We start from the raw sequence: 18,955 nt of genomic DNA on the forward strand, positions 1-18,955 counted from the left end.
TTTTCAATGATTTTACCACCAGATCACTGTCATAAATGCTAACACAGTGATAAAGCCGACGAATACGCCAGAGTATAAGAATAATGCAGGTGCTTCATGTCCTTTGTGGCTCATATGCATGAAATAATACAGTTGAAAAGCCACTTGAACAAAAGCCAAGACAAGGATAAAAGGTACTGCAAATGATGCAGAAAATCCTTCATATCCAACTGCAACGAATGCTACTAAAGTCAAGAAGATCATCAGTGCAAAGGTAATGATTTGATAGCGCATTTCCTCTGCATTTTTTTTGCGGCGATATTCAATGTCTACTTTAGGGTTTCCTGAATTTAACTGTTCATTTGTCATCAGTTTATCCCACCATTCCCATTAAATATACGACAGTGAAGATAAATACCCATACAACGTCGATAAAATGCCAGTAAAGACTAGCTACATAATATTTTGGCGCGTTGTACAGATTTAATCCCCGTTTGCCATTTCGAATCATTAGTGCAATAAACCACATTAATCCAAAAGCAACGTGGGCACCGTGGAAGCCTACAAGCGTATAGAAGGCAGATCCAAATGCACTGCTGGTAAATGTATGGCCGAATTCATGCACATAATGATTAAACTCGTAAATCTCGAGTCCTAAGAAAACTAGACCAAGAAGAACAGTGATTGCAATCCAAAGCTGCATCTTACCAAAGTTGAAGTTTTTCATATGATACATAGCATATACACTTGTCAGCGAGCTTGTTAATAGAATCATGGTCATTGCAAAAACAAGCGGCATCTCAAACAAATCTTTTGCTAGAGACATTTCACTATTTGGAACTTTATCTTTTAAAGCAAGATATGTCGCAAATAAAGATGCGAATAAAACCGTTTCTCCGCCTAAGAAGAACCAAAAGCCAAGAAATTTATTTTTCGCCTCGAGGGTTTGTTTTTCAGGCGACGCAGGCCATGTTTCATTTGTGAATTTTTCTTCTGCTTGCATTATGCCTTTACCCCCTTATCATCATCGTCAACCAATTCCTCTTTATGAATATGGTATCCATGATCATCTTTAACTGAACGAACAAGCATAGAACCTAAAGTGATTAATAATCCGATAATTAAGACTGGAATGCCCCATGTGTTGCCTTCGTCAGCATGATACATGGCACCAAACGCTGCCACGAATAATCCAGATGACATCACAAACGGAATAATTGAATTGTTTGGCATATGGATATCACCTAATGGTTCAGCAGGTGTCATTCCTTTTTTGCCTTCCATTTTTTCAATCCAAAGTGCATCTAATCCGCGCACAAGCGGCAGCTGCTTAAAGTTATAGAATGGCGGCGGTGAAGGAATTGCCCATTCAAGTGTACGTCCATCTCCCCATGGATCACTGCCAACCTTTTCGTTTTTAATGCTAGTCATAATAATATTAATTAAAAGAATAATCGTTGATACTGCCATAAAGAACGCTCCAACCGTACTGACTGCATTGGCTGCATCCAAACCTTGACCTTCATTGAAAGTAAAGATACGGCGCGGCATTCCCCATAATCCTAAGAAATGCTGGATAAAGAATGTTAGATGGAATCCAATTAAGAACAGCCAGAACGTCCATTTACCCATTTTTTCATTAAGCATTGTTCCAAACATTTTTGGCCAATATAGATGTGTTCCAGCTAATAGTGCAAACACAACCCCACCAACAATAACATAGTGGAAGTGAGCTACTACGAAATAACTGTCATGATATTGATAATCCTGTGCAGCTGAAGCAAGCATTACCCCTGTTACTCCACCCATTGTAAATGAAGGAATAAAGGCAACAGCATACATCATAGGAGTCGTAAACTGTATGCTTCCTCCCCACATCGTGAACAGCCAGTTGAAGATTTTAATTCCTGTAGGTACAGCAATTGCCATCGTTGCTACAGCGAAGATCGCATTCGCAATTGGACCCATACCTGTTGTAAACATATGGTGAGCCCATACCATGAAGCCTAAGAAACCGATTAACACGGTCGCAAAAACCATGGACGAGTAACCGAAAAGACGTTTTCTTGAGAAAATCGCAAAGATTTCAGAGAAAATCCCGAACGCCGGAAGAATCAAAATATAAACCTCAGGATGCCCGAAAATCCAGAAGAAATGCTCCCAAATAATCGTATTACCACCCATTGTTGGATCAAAGAAATTAGCTCCAAACATACGGTCAAATAACATTAGGAATAAACCGATTGTTAATGGAGGGAAAGCAAATAGAATTAATGCAGATGTAACAAAAGTTGCCCATGTAAACATTGGCATACGCATATATGTCATACCAGGTGCACGCATATTAATAATCGTTACAAGGAAGTTAATTCCCCCAATTAACGTACCTGCCCCGGATATTTGCAGCCCAAGTACATAGAAATCAATTCCATGGCCTTCTGATGCAAGTGATAAAGATGCGTAGGAAGTCCAGCCTGCATCAGGAGCGCCGCCTAAAAACCAAGAAAGGTTTAAGAATACGCCTCCGAAGAAAAACAGCCAGAATCCTAAAGAGTTTAGAAATGGAAACGCAACATCACGCGCACCAATTTGAAGTGGCATAATGGCATTCATAAAAGCAAAAACAAGCGGCATCGCAGCCAAGAAAATCATCGTAGTTCCGTGCATAGTTAAAATTTCATTATATAGTCCCGCACTGACAAAATCATTATTTGGTACGGCAAGCTGAACACGGATAAACATTGCTTCTAATCCACCAACTAAGAAGAAGAATCCGCCAGCTATTAGATAAAGGATCGCGATTTTTTTATGGTCAACTGTTGTCAGATAGTCCCATATAGTAGCGCCGAACCCCTTTTTCTGAGCTAAGGTACTCACAATTTTACCTCCCTTTTAAACAAATCCCCTTTTAATCTTGAACTTTAAGACCCGTTAAGTATTGTGTAAGTGCATCAATTTCTTCATCGGATAAATCACCATAAGTATCGGTCATTTTGTTTCCAGGCTTCAGACTTTCAGGATCATTCAGCCATTTTTTAATGTTTTCTTCATTATTTTCAAGATATCCGATAATATGTTCACGGTCACCAAAGTTTGTTAAATTCGGTGCCATACGTGCTGCTTCAGGAGTTGTGTTAGCTGGAGTAACAGCGTGACATCCGATACAGCTATTGTTGAAAATTTCCTGACCTTGCTGTGCAGTTGCACTTTCAGCAGCTACAGGCTCAGTAACAGATTGCATATTGCCTACCCACTGATCAAATTGATCACGAGGAATCGCTCTAACCTTGAAATCCATTAAAGCATGTGAAGGTCCGCATAGCTCAGCACATTTCCCGTAGAAAATATTGTCTTCCATCTCACCAGCTTTATCTCCATCAAATGAAAGCCAGAATTTATTTACGTTGTCCGTATTCGTATCCATCTTTCCGCCAACAGCTGGAATCCAGAATGAATGCTTTACGTCAGATGCAATCAAATTGAAATAAACTCTTTCATCAGTAGGAACGACAAGCTCTTGGCTTGTAATGATTTCTTCGTTTGGATATTCAAATTCCCACCAATATAGGTTGGCACGTACATTTACTGTCGTAACATCAGTCTTGCCATCCTCATTTGTTTCTTCCATTGGAGAAACGTCAGCTAAATCAAATGTTGCTTTAACAGTTGGCACTGCTAAAACAAGAAGGAGAAGGATCGGGATAACAGTCCAGATAATTTCAAGCTTGTGACTTCCTTCAACCTGTTTTGGAATACTTTCATCCTTACGGCGGAACTTAAATAGCACAATAAGGAAAATTGCTGTTACAACAATGATAACACCCACCATGATCACTACGCTTAACAGCATCAAATCATACTGCGTACGAGCAACTTCTCCTGCAGGCTGAAGCGTCGATAGAAACGGTTCTCCACAGCCGGACAGTATTAGCGTTAGCATCGCAAACAGAAAAATAAAACTAAGACGCCCTTTTAAAAGCCTTTTCATAGCTAAAACATACCCCTCTTTCGTATAAAATTTCTTAATGTTGATGATAAATATGGATAAATCCTCTCTTCATGAAACTAAGGAAAGAGAAAATTTCCTAACAAAAAATAAATAATTATATAAGTGTGACAATTACCATAGCTACAAACAGGATGGTCAGATATTGTATGGAGTATACGAACATTAAAGTTGCCCACTTAATGTCGTCTTTAAATTTGTTTGCATACACTCCAACTGCAATCCATCCTAGATTCAGTAATGTCGCAAAAGCAATAAATGGTGTTCCTAAAGCCGGAAGAAGAAATGGAAGCGGAATCAATAAAATGATCCACACATATGTATGTATCTTCGTTACCTTAAATCCTTTAACAACAGGAAGCATCGGTACACCTGCAGCCCTATACTCTTCTGCTCTTCTCATAGCTAAAGCATAAAAATGCGGTGGCTGCCATATAAACATAATCAAAAATAAAACCCACGCCATTGGATCTAAATTGGCATCAACTGCAGCCCATCCGATTAAAGGCGGAACCGCACCAGAGATGCTGCCAACGATTGTGTTTGAAACAAATCTTCTTTTTGTCCAAAGCGTATACAGTACAACATAGCTAAAAACGCCAACTAAACCAATCAAAACAGCTGTTTTCGTTGTCAGCAGAAGCAGCAGAGTTCCTCCTGATATAAAGGCAAAACTCATAATAGCAACCATAACCGGGTTAACTTTCCCTGTTACAGTCGGCCTGGATTTTGTTCTTTCCATCAGGTGATCAATATCGCGATCAATATAGTTATTTAAACTGCATGAACCTGCGATAATTAGAGAAGACCCAACTAATGTAAAAAACACAATATCAAGATTATGGAAAAACCCTTTTCCGGTAAAATGCAATGCAAGCCATATTCCGGTAAAAGTAGTAATCGCATTAGAATTTACGATGCCGACTTTAATCAGTGCCATAAAATCCTTCCACACTGTCGTAGACGGCAAACCGTTTTTCAGGCTTCCTTCATTCCCCTCGATTCCAGCTTCGCTGAAAGCCCTCGAGTTTGCCATAAATTCTCCTCCTTTATCTTATATTACAAATACAACAACGTATAAATGCACCATCATCTACTATATAGCATTATTGCTCACTTTGCCATATTTGTAATAAAAATTGAGAGAATGCTTAAAAATTATATAGAAAATAGTTTTCCACTACGTAAATAGTGTTAACATCCATATGATACCGTTACCTTAAACACTCTTTTGTTATATTAAATCACATTTTTTAGCTATTTTGTGAAATTTTTTTGAAATAATTATGAATAATTTGTGTCAAAAAATAAAAATTATTAATTATTTGTTGCTTTTCTGCGATAATATATTGTAATTACATATTCAGCTTCTTAAATGAGATTTTTCTTACCAGTTTATGCTCGCACGGCTGCGAACACGTAGCTGGTATCCCTCTGAAGAACAGGACAGTTACGTATTCAGTTAAGAAGGAATCCACTATTTTACTACATATTATGTATGCGCTTTATTTTAACCTTTACTACAAAACTATGTATCTTTTATTTTAAGAAGCAGGAATCAATTTTACTTAAATTACTTAAACGGATTCCCAAAATTACCCTCATTTATATTTCTAGCAAAATATGTGGTAACTTTCAACCATTTTTCAATTAAATAAAAGAACTGCTAGAATTACGGTTGTAAATATCTTCCCCATCCTGTACTATCAAAAAAGTGAACTTAATATACAAATACCTTTTAATTCAAAAGACTCATTTGATATGATAAACAGTAGACAATTATTAAGAAGGTGAAAAATTTTGCAGAAAAAACTTAAGTGGTTTGCCGTTCTGACTACGCTCGGAATGCTTCTAATACTACTAGGCGGTGCTCTCGTAACAAAAACCGATTCAGGTGAAGGGTGCGGCAACTCGTGGCCATTATGCCACGGACAGTTAATTCCTTCCGAGATTACAATGGAACTAGTGATCGAGTTTGCACATAGAGCTGTAACATTCAGTGTTGGCATCATGGTGCTTGTTCTATCGATCTGGTCATGGAAAAAGATTGGACATATCCGTGAAACAAAATTTTTATCATTGGCTTCCTTTATTTTTTTAGTGTTACAAGCATTAATCGGCGCTGCTGCTGTTAAGTGGGGCCAATCTGATTTTGTTATGGCGCTTCATTTTGGCATCTCTCTTATCTCATTTGCTGCCGTCTTTTTGCTGACATTGCTAATTTTTGAAGTAGATAAGAAATTTGAAGCTGAAAAATTAATTATTGATAAGCGTATGAAATTTCATATGATCGGCATTACCATATATAGCCTGTTCGTTGTTTATACAGGTGCTCTTGTTCGCCATGTGGATGCTAGTTTGGTATGCAGAGATTGGCCGCTATGTGTGAACGACGGCTTCTACATGCCAGAAAGTTTTCATCAGTGGGTACAAATGGGGCACCGGGCAGCAGCTGGTCTCATCTTTATCTGGATTGCGTATGTAACGTATATCGCCATTAAGCATTATAAAAATCAAAAAGTGATATACGGCGGATGGATTGCAGCATTCAGCCTTGTGTCACTGCAAGTAATTGCCGGTGCTCTGGTCGTTATTACTAGATTAAATTTAATTATTGCTTTGGCTCATGCTTTCTTTATCACTTGTCTATTCGGGGTTCTTGCATATTTCATTTTACTGTTATCCAGAAATAAACATAATACAGTTATACTTAAAAATACAGAAAATCAAAAAAAAGCAGAGTCTAAAACTACTATACCGCCGATTACCATTCCATAAACCAAGAATTGATGATGAACGCAACAAAAAAACTCGCCGATTGGCGAGTTTTTTTGTTACTCTTTGCTTATTTCAATTAAAAGATCTCCTGTTTGAATGGCTTCACCATTGCTAACATGAATTCCCTTTACGATTCCAGAGAATGGAGCTTGAACCGTAGTTTCCATTTTCATGGCTTCTGTAATCATTAAGTGGTCACCTTTTTGAACTTTCGCTTCTTTTTCTACCAACACTTTAATTACAGTTCCAGGCATCGACGCACCTATGTGCTGTTCATTATGCGGATCTGCCTTTGCTTTTACAGCGATTGTTGACTTAATACTCTCATCCTTAATAATAACTTCACGCTGCTGTCCGTTTAATTCAAAATAAACAACTCTTGTTCCATCCGGCTGCGGTTCTCCTATTGAAACTAGTTTTACGATTAACGTTTTTCCAGTCTCGATTTCTACTTCGATCTCTCCCCCAAGCTCCATTCCATATAAGAATGTTGGTGTATCCAGAACGGAAATATCACCAAACTGCTGATGCGTTTTAATATAATCCATATAGACTTTCGGATATAAAGCATATGCAATAGCATCAAAGCTTGTTACTTGACGGCCGATCTCTTTAAAGAGCTTTTCCTTCAAGGCAGGGAAATCTACATCCTCCAGCAGCTCTCCCGGTCGGACAGTAATTGCTTTTTTGTCTTTTAGGATGACTTTTTGGAGCTGTTCCGGAAATCCTCCATACGGCTGTCCCAGATACCCTTCGAAGAGCTCCACGACCGAATCTGGAAAATCCAGTGAAAGTCCTTTTGTTAAAACATCTTCTTCTGATAATTTATTTTGAACCATATATAAAGCCATATCTCCAACCACTTTGGAAGATGGTGTCACTTTAACGATATCTCCAAACATTTCGTTAACCCGTGAATACATCGTTTTTACTTCATCCCACTTATCACCAAGGCCAACACCTTTTGCCTGCTGCTGCAGATTGCTGTATTGCCCGCCAGGCATTTCATGCTCGTAAACTTCCGTATGAGGAGCTACCATGCCACTCTCAAAATCATGGTAATATTTACGGATATCTTCCCAGTAATGTGCTAATTGTTCTAACGCCTGTATGTTCATGTCAGGCATACGTTCTGTACCTTCTAATGCATAATAGAGGGAGTTTGCACTCGGCTGTGAAGTTAAGCCAGCCATAGAGCTTAAAGCAACATCAACAATGTCAACTCCTGCTTCAATCGCTTTTGCGTAAGTGAATATGCCGTTTCCGCTCGTATCATGAGTATGCAAGTGAACTGGTATATCAATCGTTTCTTTTAACTCGGAAATAAGTGCATATGCTGATTGCGGTTTAAGTAATCCCGCCATATCCTTGATGGCTAAAATATGTGCACCCTGCTGCTCAAGCTCGCGAGCTAAGGACTTGTAGTAATTAAGGTCATATTTAGTCTTAAGCGGATTAGAAATATCCCCAGTGTAGCAAAGAGCAGCCTCTGCAATTTTACCTGTCTGCCGAACGGCATCTATTGCTACCTCCATACCCTTAACCCAATTCAAGCTGTCAAAAATACGGAATACATCAATTCCTGCATAAGCACTTTTTTCAACAAATTCTCGTATCACATTATCTGGATAGTTTTTATATCCAACTGCATTGGAAGCACGAAGCAGCATTTGCAGCAGGACATTAGGCATTTGTTCTCTTAACGTCAGCAGTCTTTCCCATGGATCTTCCTTCAAAAACCTGTACGCGACATCAAATGTGGCTCCACCCCACATTTCATAAGAGAACATATTGGGAAGAAGTTTAGCTGTCGGTTCGGCAATATGCTTTAAATCGGTTGTCCTTACACGCGTAGCAAGCAGAGATTGATGGGCATCTCTAAAAGTTGTATCCGTCAGAAGAACTTTTTGCTGTTCTTTTATCCATTTTACCAAGCCTTCAGCACCGCGTTCTTCTAAAATTTGCTTTGTGCCCTGCTGATAAGGTTCATTATGTTTTACTTTCGGGATTCTTGGTGCTTCAAAAGCAGGACGTTTGCTCTTTTCAACTCCTGGAAACCCGTTAATCGTTACATTGCCAATATAAGAAAGCATCTTTGTGCCGCGGTCTTTTCTTTTTGGAAAAATAAAAAGTTCTGGTGTCTGATCAATAAACGACGTGTCATATTCACCTTTTTGGAATTTCTGATGCTTTACAACATTCTCAAGGAACATAATATTCGTTTTTACACCGCGAATTCGAAATTCCTGAAGATTTCGAATCATTTTTGCAGATGCCTGCTTAAATGTCATCGCATGTGTAGAAAGCTTTACAAGCAATGAATCATAGTGAGGAGTGATCACTGCTCCCTGGTATGCATTGCCGGCGTCAAGTCTGACACCAAAGCCACCGCCTGATCGATAAGCCATTAGCTTTCCAGTGTCAGGCATAAAGTTATTGAGAGGATCTTCTGTTGTCACCCTTGACTGGATGGCAAATCCTGTAATATGTATATCGTTCTGCTGTGGGATTCCAACCGTCTCACCGTGCAAATCATGACCCTCAGCAATCATAATTTGTGATTGAACAATATCAACACCCGTAATCATTTCAGTGATTGTATGTTCAACCTGAACACGGGGATTTACCTCAATGAAGTAAAATTTATTTCCTGAAACAAGGAATTCGACTGTTCCTGCGTTAATATAGTCAACATTTTTCATGAGCTTGACAGCAGCTTCACAAATATCATTTCTTACATTTTCGTCTAATGACACACACGGCGCTACTTCCACTACCTTTTGATGACGGCGCTGCACGGAACAATCTCTCTCGAACAAGTGTACGATATTTCCATGCTCATCCCCAATAATCTGCACCTCAATATGTTTAGGGTTTTCGACAAACCTCTCTACATACACTTCATCATTTCCAAAGGCAGCTTTCGCTTCTGATTTAGCACGATCGTATGCTTCTTTTACCTCGCCGGCACTTTTAACAATTCGCATCCCGCGTCCGCCGCCGCCTAAAGAGGCTTTAATGATAATTGGATAGCCGTGCTGCTCTCCAAAATGCTCAACTTCATCAAAGCTGGCAACTGGCCCGTCACTTCCCGGAATGACAGGAATGCCTGCCAGCTGAGCTTGAGTTCTTGCTTTTACCTTATCGCCAAACATATCTAAGTGCCTTGAATGAGGGCCAATAAATTTAATTCCTTCTTCTTCGCAGCGCTTAGCGAACTGAATATTCTCAGATAAGAATCCATAGCCTGGGTGGATCGCATCCACATTACTTTCTTTTGCAATCTCAATAATGCCTTCAATGTCTAAATAGGCATCAATCGGTTTTTTCCCTTCTCCAACAAGGTAAGCTTCGTCTGCTTTATATCGATGATAGGAAACAGAGTCCTCTTTGGAATAGACAGCAACTGTTCTAATATTTAGTTCGGTACAAGCCCGAAAAACACGAATAGCAATTTCTCCTCTGTTTGCCACCAAAACTTTGCGAATACGCTGATCCATAAAAAACACCCCGACTTTGTTATAGTTTTCTTATGATTTATTTTACTTGCGCCCGATAGAAGCACCGCTAGAATATAGCGGAGCACTTTCAGGCACAGGGTTTTCAGCTTTATGTTTATATTTTTCTTCATATTTTACAAACATTGATACATTTAAAAGGACACCAATTGCAATAGACATTTGCAGCAGTGAAGAACCACCATAACTTATAAACGGCAAAGTAACACCTGTTAGCGGGATCACCCCAGAAATGCCTGCTAAGTTTATAAACGCCTGAATTCCAATCATGCTTGAAATCCCGATCGCAAGCAGACTTCCAAATGGATCTTTGCATTTCATTCCTATGTAATAGCCCCTCAGAACGATATACCCTAAACCCAGCAGCACAAAACTAACACCAAAAATGCCTAACTCTTCAGCAATGACTGCCATAATAAAATCAGTATGCACCTCTGGTAAATAGCCTAATTTTTGCACACTCTCACCTAAACCCAGACCTTTTAATCCGCCCATTCCTAAAGATATAAAAGAGTTTGAGAGCTGGTAGCCGTGTTCGGATCCAAATGGATCAATGAAGGCTTCAAATCTGCCAAGTCTTTTTTCAGAGAATATTTTTTCTCTAAGCAACAGGACGATCGGCACTAAAATGGAGATGCCGATTAAGCCAAGTTTAAAAATATTTTTGTAATTCATGCCAGAAGCAAAAATAATTGTGGCAGCAATTAAAAAGATGATTGCTGCTGTACCAAAATCAGGCTGCACTGCAATTAACATACAAACCAGTATTAAATAAGCAAGCGGCGGTGCTACCCCGCGGTTGAACTCATTTATGTAAGGCTGCTTTTTTGCATAAACAGCTGCCAGGTAGATAATGACACTTAGTTTGACAAATTCTGCCGGCTGCAGACTCCGTGTTCCTACTTCAAACCAGCTCAGTGCATTTCCTGCAACAGTTCCAATTATGAAGAGGCCGGATAGCCCAATAATTGATAAAAACACCATTGGAACAAGAATCTTATTGCTCATAAGTGCTTTGTATGGAAATAAAGCTACAACAATGAGCACAAAAGCAGAGATGATTAAGTTCGTTTTTTGTTTTTCATAGAAAAAATCGCTAGACTGCCCATAATATTGGACTGCCATGACCATACTTGAACTGTAAACCATTACGAGACCAAATATACAGAGCAGCACAACCACAGCTAGTAGAGTGTAATCATAAGATTTTAATATTTTTTTAAACATTGGTCCTCTTCCCTTATTTTCTAGGTTGTCATAGTTATTCGACTTAAGTGTAGGATTTCCTGCCTGCATCATGAGAAGAGAGCAAAAACTAGCAATTCTGTTCTCTTTTAATGTAACATACTAATTAATAATATTCTATAATAATGTCATACTATTTAAGTTTACTGTTACAAAAAACTAACTGGGAAATACAGTGTTTTTTAAAAAGTTGCAGGTGTAAAAAAACTCAAACATCACAATGAATGTTTGAGTTCTTTCAGTTATTTTTTAACTGATGCTTCATGCAGAGCTGATAGCTCACGTTCTAATTCACCAAGTATAGCTTTCCCTTCCTGATCGTCTATTAAGCCTAAACGGACAGCAAAATCTATCTCTCGAGATAAGCCAAACATCTGCGTGTCAAGAACTTCCTCATACAAAGGGCACTGAGGCATTGTTAAATTGTCCATTTGGACCTTAATTAGTTTTAATATTTTATCAGCATCTGCTTTAAGCAGTGCATTAGCTTTCTCTTTATGATCCATAATCATTTCAGAAGCCAACATCAATCCCCCCGTTTCCGAGCGACTATCCTATCTATAAATTCTATACTTAACCTATAAAAAAAGCAAGAATAATACGGACAAGCTTCCGTTAATTTGTCTTAAAAATTTATATAGTCTCAAATAAGCGGATTAAACACTTGAATCTTTCAACTTTCCTGCCAATTTGAAAAAATGACAATAAAAGAAATTAGGGGTATAATTTTATCCATATGTAAGCGCTGAACAACTGGGAGGGAATTGTAATGGAAAATATTATATCAATTAGCGGAAATGTAAAATTTCCGATAACATTAGATCCAGGTGTTTGGATCTTTGATGACCGCCGCGTGGATTTAAATACATATTTTGATGAAGCCATTGAAAAAACGGATGCACTGGAAGAATACACCAAGTCTATTTCAAAGCATTGGGACAGAGAAATCATGGAAGGTGCCATTTATCCGCCTACACTAAAATCAGAAAAAAAGTTTGAAAAAGAAAAAGTTTTGACTGGCACCTTCGGCATTCCGTTAGCCCCATTTATTAAAAACGCAGAGCCTTATGAAGATGCTTCAAGTGTCATTATAATCAGCCGTAACGGAGAAGAGCAAGTGTCTTTAGAAGATGCAATGGGTATGATTCTCGGATTTTCAAAAGAAGGAAAGCCATTGAAGGAAGACGGACCTATTCATGCTTATTTTGGTGATGGCAGCAATTCTAATAGTCCATTTAAAAACATTTCATCATTCCAAATTAAGTAGCTCCAGCAAAGGAGAATCACTAAAAATCATGTCAAAAAGGCAAAAGCAGCCCTTTTTGACATGATTTTTTTTAGAGCAAATCGGCAGCCAGCTGAGCCAGACCAGATCTTTCTCCCTTCACGAGTTTTACATGACCAGAAACTGTCTGATCTTTAAAACGCTCCAGCACATAGGTTAATCCGTTATTATATGCATCTAAATATGGATGATCAATTTGCTCAGGATCCCCCATTAGGACAATTTTACTTCCTTCCCCTACTCTTGTAAGAATCGTTTTTACTTCATGCTTGGTTAAATTTTGCGCTTCGTCAATAATAATGTATTGATCTGGAATACTTCTCCCGCGGATGTATGTCAGTGCTTCCACTTCAATTGAACCCATTCCCGCCAAAATGGCATCGAGCTCACCTGGCTTTTTGACGTTAAATAAATATTCCAGATTATCGTAAATCGGCTGCATCCAAGGTCTTAACTTTTCTTCCTTTTCTCCTGGCAAAAATCCTAAATCCTTGCCAACTGGAACAATGGGCCTAGCAACAAGAAGTTTTTTAAAGTGGCCATAGTCCTCTGTTTGCATTAGTCCCGCAGCAAGCGCTAATAATGTCTTTCCTGTTCCCGCTTTTCCAATAAGAGTAATCAGCGGAATATCTTTTTTCAGCAGCAATTCCAAAGCCATTGTCTGCTGTACGTTTCGCGGCTTAATTCCCCATATATGTTCAAAGTCAAAAATCAGCTTTTTAACTTTTTTGCCAGAAGAATCAACCATCCCAAGTGCTGATGAAGAAGATCCCAACGCATCCTTCATAACCAGAAATTGATTTGGGTAGAAGGGATGATTCACAATATCTGCAAGTAATAGCTCACCTTTTTCATAAAACTTATTCAACTCTTCCTTTTGTACATATACCTCTAAAAACCCAGTATAAATATGGTCGTTTTCAATTACCCGATCACTTAAGAAATCTTCGCTCATTAAACCAATTGCATCAGCCTTTACACGAACCAATGCGTCCTTGCTTACCAGGATCACAGGTTTGCCGTTTCCTTTTGTTTCTTCTTCAAGAGAGAGATTTTTGGCAACAGCTAATATGCGGTTATCATTTGTTTTTTCTACAAAAATTTCTTGAAGCTGATGAAATGATCTGTGATTTAATTCAATTCGAAGGCTTCCGCCGTTTTCGAGCGGAATTTTCTCATGAAGCTTGCCATTTAATCTCATGCTGTCTATGAGCCTCGATACCTGCCTTGCATTCCTGCCTATTTCGTCCATATATCTTTTTTTAGAATCGACTTCTTCTAAAACGACTGCTGGAATAACCACCTCATTTTCTTCAAAAGAATAAATGGAAAATGGGTCTTGCAACAAGACATTTGTATCTAACACATAAATTTTTCTCAATCCCGATGCCTCCTGCCCTCGTAGCCATAGTATTGTGCAATATGTTTTGCAGATCCCATTCACACTTCTTGCTGGAAAAAGGAATGGGACAAATTGAACTTTGGTAAACTATATGTTTTTCTGCATAAAGATAGAAGATATTTTACACAATAATCAAGAAAGGTTCAGATTAAATCAGGCTTATTTCACCCATAACTAAATATGGTCTAATTCTAACATTGGAGGTAAAGGTAATGAGGTATATTCTTTTTTTACTATTTGCCAGTCTTTTATTAACTGGATGCGGAATGAATAATAACCAAAATAATGCTTCTGGTCTAAACCAAAATACTGGTCAAAATGCAATAAATGTTCGGAACAGCACCATACAGGAAACAGATCGTCAGACAGGGCAGGAAATCTCTAAACACCTTGTCGATCTGGCTACAAGCTTACCTAACGTAAACGATGCAACCGCCATCGTCCTTGGCCAGTACGCAATCGTTGGGATTGATGTTAATCAGGATCTTGATCGTTCTGAAGTTGGTTCGATTAAATTTTCAGTTGCTGAAAGTTTAAAAAAAGATCCGCATGGTGCAAGAGCACTGGTAGTAGCTGACCCAGATATTAATGCCCGCTTGCGTGAGATTAGAGATGATATTGGAGCTGGCCGGCCGCTTCAGGGCATCATGAATGAATTAGCAGATGTTTCCGGCAGATTAATACCTGAAGTACCGGCAGATATGGTTGATCCGAATCCGCGCAACGCTACTGAAGAGCCGGATAAAAGACTTAATAATAATCAAGAACAAAAATTAGAACAGAAACAGCAGGAACAATCTAATCATTACAAAAACGGAAAAGAATCTAAGAACAGCAATAATGAAAATAACTAGGTATCATTTAACATGACAAAAAGAATCCGACGATAAAAAGAAAAAGCTTATGTATGGAATTTTAGACTCCTTTTGTAAGGAATTCAGAATTCCGGCCTAAGCTTTTTTCATTGCATCCATGACCTGATCATCCAGCCGGGAAGCTGCTTCCAGATCATATGTCTTATCATAATGAGGCTGTACTGTCATTTTCGCTCCGTAGAACATCACATCCCTAACCTCATCAATTCGCATTGAAACCAGTGTCAGTTTTAACGGCAGATGATTAAGAACATCTTCTTTAATGATCGTGTTTCCAGCTATTGAATAAGCAGATTCATCAGCAATAATGTGAACAATGACCTGATTATTCTCTTTTATGTTCTGAATGATCCTCGAATGGCTTTCAACTGCAAAATAAATTGTTTTTTCATTCTTTGCCATTATCCACGATAAGGCATGTACATTTGGGCCGCCTGTCTCATAATCAACTGTTGCCAAAGTAACAAAACGCTCCTTTTGCATTTCTTTGAACAGCGGCTCTGTCAATTGATTTTCAACTCTGTTAGCCATGATGAAGGCACCTCCTCTTTATCACTATCATAGTATGTTTTTAATACTTGTTTCAACTTTCACCCCTTTTTCAAAAGGAACCGCCAAGGACGTGTAACCACTTTATTACTTCCATCCCCTCTTTTGCTGAGATAATTAAATTCGAAACAGAAGTTGTGTTATATTATAATAAAAGAAAGAACTATTAACTGAGGTGTAATATATGCGAGTTAAATGTGTACTATGTGATAAAATAGAATCCATTCCAAACGATTCTGCTGAGGCGAAAAGATTACGCAATCGCCCTATTCATACATATATGTGTAAAGTTTGTGAGGACCGCATTGCAGAAAGAACAAAGCAGCGTGCTGCCACGGGGAATTTCAGGCTTTATAAAAGCCCTAAAAGTGATGATGAATGGTAGATCGATCTAAAAACCCAAACTTCTAACAGATTCCAATCCAACGGAGTAGGATTGAATGAAGAGGGTATCAAAAAAGCCAGACGCTTATAGCGTCTGGCTTTTTTTAAAAATCAATGCATCATAGCTGAAAATACAATTATTCTGCACTGGCTTGCTGCTTCTTTTCCTGATGGAGCCTAATTTTATAAATAATTAAAATTAAGGCAGCAACCACAAGGCCTTCTGCAACAGGCAGGAAAACACCTAAAAAGGTAAGCAGGGTACAGCCGAGGATCAGAAATGAGTAAATCACAACTGATTTCCCCAGAGGAAGTTTTTTTGCAAAGCCTAGCTTAAAGACTAAAATCGATAAGAGGACTATTGTAATATACAAAAGCCACATACCTAAATCAGGGTTTTCATGGACTTTAAATAGAGCTGCGAAAAAAGATAATCTTTCTTCAACCATAACTTCTCGCCCCCCTCATAAAGCTTAGTTTGTTTCTGCTAGTTTCTTCTTCTTCGCTACACGCTCACGCTCGTTCTTGTCTAGAATTTTCTTGCGCAAACGGATTGATTCAGGTGTAATTTCACAAAGCTCATCGTCATTCAAATATTCCAATGCTTCTTCAAGCGTCATGATGCGAGGCTTTTTCATTGTTGCTGTCTGATCCTTGTTCGCTGAACGAATGTTCGTAGCTTGTTTTACTTTTGTAATATTTACAGTAAGATCACTTTCACGGTTATGCTCTCCAACAATCATACCTTCGTAAATTTCAGTACCAGGCTCAACAAAGATCACACCGCGGTCTTCTACTTGCATGATACCATAAGTAGACGATTTGCCGCTTTCCATAGAAACAAGCACACCTTGACGTCTGCCGCCTACTTGTCCAGCAACAACTGGCTGATAGCTGTCAAATGTATGGTTTATAATTCCGTATCCGCGTGTTAACGTTAAGAATTCAGTTGTATAACCAATTAAGCCGCGAGCAGGCACATTAAAAGTTAAGCGCACTTGGCCATTTCCGTTATTCACCATATCAAGCATTTCACCTTTACGTGCTCCAATCGATTCCATAATAGAGCCTGTATGCTCTTCAGGAACATCAATTTGTACACGCTCAATTGGCTCACATCTTACGCCATCAATGTCACGGATGATAACTTCCGGCTTAGATACCTGAAGCTCAAATCCTTCTCTGCGCATATTTTCAATTAAGATAGATAAGTGAAGCTCACCACGGCCGGAAACGATCCATGCATCTGGTGATTCTGTATTTTCAACACGTAAGCTTACATCTGTCTGCAGCTGCGCACGCAATCTTTCCTCCACTTTACGTGAAGTGATGTATTTTCCTTCTTTACCCGCGAATGGGCTATTGTTTACAAGGAAAGTCATCTGTAAAGTAGGCTCATCAATTCTTAATACCGGCAATGCCTCTTGATGCTCAACTGGGCAAACTGTTTCCCCAACGTTGATATCTTCCATTCCAGATACAGCAATTAAATCCCCAGCTTTTGCTTCTTGAACTTCTTCACGCTTTAAGCCAAAGAAACCAAAGATTTTCGTTACACGGAATTGTTTAACAGAGCCATCTAGCTTCATAAGAGCTACCTGCTGACCAACCTTCATTGTTCCGCGGAACACACGTCCAACTCCGATTCTGCCGACATAGTCGTTGTAATCAAGAAGTGCAACTTGGAACTGAAGCGGCTCTTCACTGTTATCAACTGGTGCTGGAATATTATCAACAATTGTCTCATATAGAGACTGCATGTTTTCATCCTGCTTTGCAGGATCTGGATCCACACTAGCTGTTCCGTTGATAGCAGATGCATAAATAACTGGGAAATCAAGCTGATCTTCGTTTGCATCTAATTCAATAAACAAATCAAGTACTTCATCAATTACTTCTTCAGGACGAGCAAAGTCACGGTCGATTTTGTTTACAACAACAATCGGTGTTAAGTTTTGCTCTAACGCCTTTTTAAGCACGAAGCGAGTTTGCGGCATACAGCCTTCATAAGCATCAACGACTAGTAATACGCCGTCTACCATTTTCATGATACGCTCTACTTCTCCACCAAAGTCAGCATGTCCAGGTGTATCAAGAATGTTTATGCGTGTATCTTTGTACTGGATTGCAGTATTTTTAGCCAAAATGGTAATACCGCGCTCCCTTTCGATATCATTTGAATCCATTGCACGCTCTTCTACATGCTCGTTTGTTCTAAATGTACCAGATTGCTTTAAAAGCTGGTCAACAAGCGTCGTTTTACCGTGATCAACGTGCGCGATTATAGCAATATTACGAATATTTTCTCTGAGTTTCAAAAAATTTTCCTCCTAGCCTATTTATCAAATAATAGCTTTTAGCTTCATTTTTATACGATAACTGAAACATTATACCATAAACAAACTAGAAAGCTAAAAGCTTTTTATGTAAAATATTTATTAAGAATAGCTTTTATAGAGTATTACTAGAGTTTTTCCATCATTGTATGGTAAAAAGAGAACAGAAAGCATCTAATTGAAAGGGTAAGCAAACATGTTTTTGATGCGGCCATCGCCACAGACAAAACAGCCCTGCGGAAAGGAATGGCGATAATGAAAAAGATTCAATGGCCTTTATTAGCTTGTGCGGTCGCCGCTGCTATATGTATTGGAGCAATTGGAATTGCCATTAGTGAAAGAAGTATATTAGGCATTCTAGCATGTATTGCTGGTTTATTTGTTGTAATGGGTTTTGGCTTCAAGACAAAAAAGAAAATGCGCGAAAAAGGATTATTGTAGCGTTTAAAAGGGCGATCCAAAGCGGACGCCTTTTTACGTGTTGCAGGTTTGTAAGTAGAAAGTATAAAAAATTTAAATTTCATCCTAAATTCATAAAAAACTAAACAGCTTTATTAGTTTCCCTACAACTTTTAATAACTGAAAAAAGTGCAGCAAT

The 18,955-nt window shown here is 38.7% G+C and carries 17 protein-coding genes; 5 read left to right on the forward strand and 12 right to left on the reverse strand.

What is annotated here, in order from left to right:
* Positions 1 to 12 precede the first annotated feature (12 nt).
* From ctaF to cyoE, 5 genes are all read right to left on the reverse strand, one after another.
* On the reverse strand, positions 13 to 348 hold the full coding sequence (ctaF, locus tag A6754_RS14330) for a cytochrome c oxidase subunit IVB (protein WP_066446977.1): 336 nt from the start codon (positions 346 to 348) through the stop codon (positions 13 to 15).
* A 4-nt stretch (positions 349 to 352) separates the two neighbouring features.
* Entirely contained in the window at positions 353 to 982 is a 630-nt protein-coding gene (locus tag A6754_RS14335; RefSeq protein ID WP_066446979.1) for a cytochrome c oxidase subunit 3, read from the reverse strand.
* A complete protein-coding gene (ctaD, locus tag A6754_RS14340) occupies positions 982 to 2,856 on the reverse strand; it encodes a cytochrome c oxidase subunit I (protein WP_066446981.1) in 1,875 nt (624 codons plus the stop codon). Before ctaD ends, A6754_RS14335 begins: the two co-directional genes overlap by 1 nt.
* 31 nt (positions 2,857 to 2,887) lie before the next feature.
* Positions 2,888 to 3,967, reverse strand: a complete 1,080-nt coding sequence (gene coxB, locus A6754_RS14345; protein WP_066446983.1) for a cytochrome c oxidase subunit II — start codon at positions 3,965 to 3,967, stop codon at positions 2,888 to 2,890.
* Positions 3,968 to 4,082: 115 nt separating this feature from the next.
* Positions 4,083 to 5,021, reverse strand: coding sequence for a heme o synthase (gene cyoE, locus A6754_RS14350; RefSeq protein WP_066446985.1), 939 nt, complete (start codon positions 5,019 to 5,021; stop codon positions 4,083 to 4,085).
* 764 nt (positions 5,022 to 5,785) lie between these two features.
* On the opposite strand from cyoE, the gene A6754_RS14355 reads away from it, so the two are divergent.
* The gene (locus A6754_RS14355) at positions 5,786 to 6,763 is read left to right on the forward strand and encodes a COX15/CtaA family protein (protein WP_066446991.1); all 978 of its coding nucleotides are present in this window, start codon (positions 5,786 to 5,788) and stop codon (positions 6,761 to 6,763) included.
* 56 nt (positions 6,764 to 6,819) lie between these two features.
* On the opposite strand, the gene pyc is transcribed toward A6754_RS14355, so the two are convergent.
* The 3 genes from pyc to A6754_RS14370 form a co-directional block, all read right to left on the reverse strand.
* On the reverse strand, positions 6,820 to 10,263 hold the full coding sequence (gene pyc / locus A6754_RS14360) for a pyruvate carboxylase (RefSeq protein WP_066446995.1): 3,444 nt from the start codon (positions 10,261 to 10,263) through the stop codon (positions 6,820 to 6,822).
* Between the two features lie 42 nt (positions 10,264 to 10,305).
* Positions 10,306 to 11,508, reverse strand: a complete 1,203-nt coding sequence (locus tag A6754_RS14365; protein ID WP_066446998.1) for an FtsW/RodA/SpoVE family cell cycle protein — start codon at positions 11,506 to 11,508, stop codon at positions 10,306 to 10,308.
* A 260-nt stretch (positions 11,509 to 11,768) separates the two neighbouring features.
* Positions 11,769 to 12,050, reverse strand: a complete 282-nt coding sequence (locus A6754_RS14370; RefSeq protein WP_066447001.1) for an Fpa/YlaN family protein — start codon at positions 12,048 to 12,050, stop codon at positions 11,769 to 11,771.
* Positions 12,051 to 12,295: 245 nt separating this feature from the next.
* Between A6754_RS14370 and A6754_RS14375 the strand changes: the two genes are divergently transcribed.
* Positions 12,296 to 12,793 (forward strand): hypothetical protein, encoded by a 498-nt coding sequence (locus tag A6754_RS14375; RefSeq protein ID WP_066447003.1) that lies wholly within the window; start codon positions 12,296 to 12,298, stop codon positions 12,791 to 12,793.
* A 70-nt stretch (positions 12,794 to 12,863) separates the two neighbouring features.
* Here A6754_RS14375 and A6754_RS14380 read toward each other — a convergent pair whose 3' ends face one another.
* Complete coding sequence (locus A6754_RS14380; protein ID WP_066447005.1) at positions 12,864 to 14,192, reverse strand: PhoH family protein; 1,329 nt, start codon at positions 14,190 to 14,192, stop codon at positions 12,864 to 12,866.
* A gap of 233 nt (positions 14,193 to 14,425) precedes the next feature.
* Here A6754_RS14380 and A6754_RS14385 point away from each other — a divergent pair, with 233 nt between their 5' ends.
* The gene (locus A6754_RS14385) at positions 14,426 to 15,067 is read left to right on the forward strand and encodes a YhcN/YlaJ family sporulation lipoprotein (protein WP_066447008.1); all 642 of its coding nucleotides are present in this window, start codon (positions 14,426 to 14,428) and stop codon (positions 15,065 to 15,067) included.
* 96 nt (positions 15,068 to 15,163) lie between these two features.
* On the opposite strand, the gene A6754_RS14390 is transcribed toward A6754_RS14385, so the two are convergent.
* Positions 15,164 to 15,619: a pyridoxamine 5'-phosphate oxidase family protein gene (locus tag A6754_RS14390; protein WP_066447012.1), complete on the reverse strand. Its 456-nt coding sequence runs from the start codon at positions 15,617 to 15,619 to the stop codon at positions 15,164 to 15,166.
* A gap of 202 nt (positions 15,620 to 15,821) precedes the next feature.
* On the opposite strand from A6754_RS14390, the gene A6754_RS14395 reads away from it, so the two are divergent.
* On the forward strand, positions 15,822 to 16,022 hold the full coding sequence (locus tag A6754_RS14395; protein ID WP_066447015.1) for a YlaI family protein: 201 nt from the start codon (positions 15,822 to 15,824) through the stop codon (positions 16,020 to 16,022).
* 136 nt (positions 16,023 to 16,158) lie between these two features.
* On the opposite strand, the gene A6754_RS14400 is transcribed toward A6754_RS14395, so the two are convergent.
* Positions 16,159 to 16,470 carry a YlaH-like family protein gene (locus tag A6754_RS14400; RefSeq protein WP_066447018.1) on the reverse strand — a complete coding sequence of 104 codons (312 nt, stop codon included), beginning with the start codon at positions 16,468 to 16,470 and terminating at the stop codon, positions 16,159 to 16,161.
* 24 nt (positions 16,471 to 16,494) lie between these two features.
* Positions 16,495 to 18,339: a translational GTPase TypA gene (typA, locus tag A6754_RS14405; protein WP_066447020.1), complete on the reverse strand. Its 1,845-nt coding sequence runs from the start codon at positions 18,337 to 18,339 to the stop codon at positions 16,495 to 16,497.
* 273 nt (positions 18,340 to 18,612) lie between these two features.
* Here typA and A6754_RS14410 point away from each other — a divergent pair, with 273 nt between their 5' ends.
* Positions 18,613 to 18,798 (forward strand): YlaF family protein, encoded by a 186-nt coding sequence (locus A6754_RS14410; protein ID WP_066447023.1) that lies wholly within the window; start codon positions 18,613 to 18,615, stop codon positions 18,796 to 18,798.
* Positions 18,799 to 18,955: the final 157 nt, after the last annotated feature.

Source organism: Cytobacillus gottheilii (assembly GCF_001636345.1).
GTDB classification, from domain to species: domain Bacteria; phylum Bacillota; class Bacilli; order Bacillales; family Cytobacillaceae; genus Cytobacillus; species Cytobacillus gottheilii.

What these genes read in the sequence shown, in the direction of transcription:
- A6754_RS14335 (WP_066446979.1), bottom strand. Translation starts at nt 982, where the DNA reads ATGCAAGCAGAAGAAAAATTCACAAATGAAACATGGCCTGCGTCGCCT.
- ctaF (WP_066446977.1), bottom strand. Translation starts at nt 348, where the DNA reads ATGACAAATGAACAGTTAAATTCAGGAAACCCTAAAGTAGACATTGAA.
- A6754_RS14395 (WP_066447015.1), top strand. Translation starts at nt 15,822, where the DNA reads ATGCGAGTTAAATGTGTACTATGTGATAAAATAGAATCCATTCCAAAC.
- A6754_RS14390 (WP_066447012.1), bottom strand. Translation starts at nt 15,619, where the DNA reads ATGGCTAACAGAGTTGAAAATCAATTGACAGAGCCGCTGTTCAAAGAA.
- A6754_RS14400 (WP_066447018.1), bottom strand. Translation starts at nt 16,470, where the DNA reads ATGGTTGAAGAAAGATTATCTTTTTTCGCAGCTCTATTTAAAGTCCAT.
- A6754_RS14410 (WP_066447023.1), top strand. Translation starts at nt 18,613, where the DNA reads ATGAAAAAGATTCAATGGCCTTTATTAGCTTGTGCGGTCGCCGCTGCT.
- A6754_RS14365 (WP_066446998.1), bottom strand. Translation starts at nt 11,508, where the DNA reads ATGTTTAAAAAAATATTAAAATCTTATGATTACACTCTACTAGCTGTG.
- coxB (WP_066446983.1), bottom strand. Translation starts at nt 3,967, where the DNA reads ATGAAAAGGCTTTTAAAAGGGCGTCTTAGTTTTATTTTTCTGTTTGCG.
- A6754_RS14385 (WP_066447008.1), top strand. Translation starts at nt 14,426, where the DNA reads ATGAGGTATATTCTTTTTTTACTATTTGCCAGTCTTTTATTAACTGGA.
- pyc (WP_066446995.1), bottom strand. Translation starts at nt 10,263, where the DNA reads ATGGATCAGCGTATTCGCAAAGTTTTGGTGGCAAACAGAGGAGAAATT.
- cyoE (WP_066446985.1), bottom strand. Translation starts at nt 5,021, where the DNA reads ATGGCAAACTCGAGGGCTTTCAGCGAAGCTGGAATCGAGGGGAATGAA.
- A6754_RS14375 (WP_066447003.1), top strand. Translation starts at nt 12,296, where the DNA reads ATGGAAAATATTATATCAATTAGCGGAAATGTAAAATTTCCGATAACA.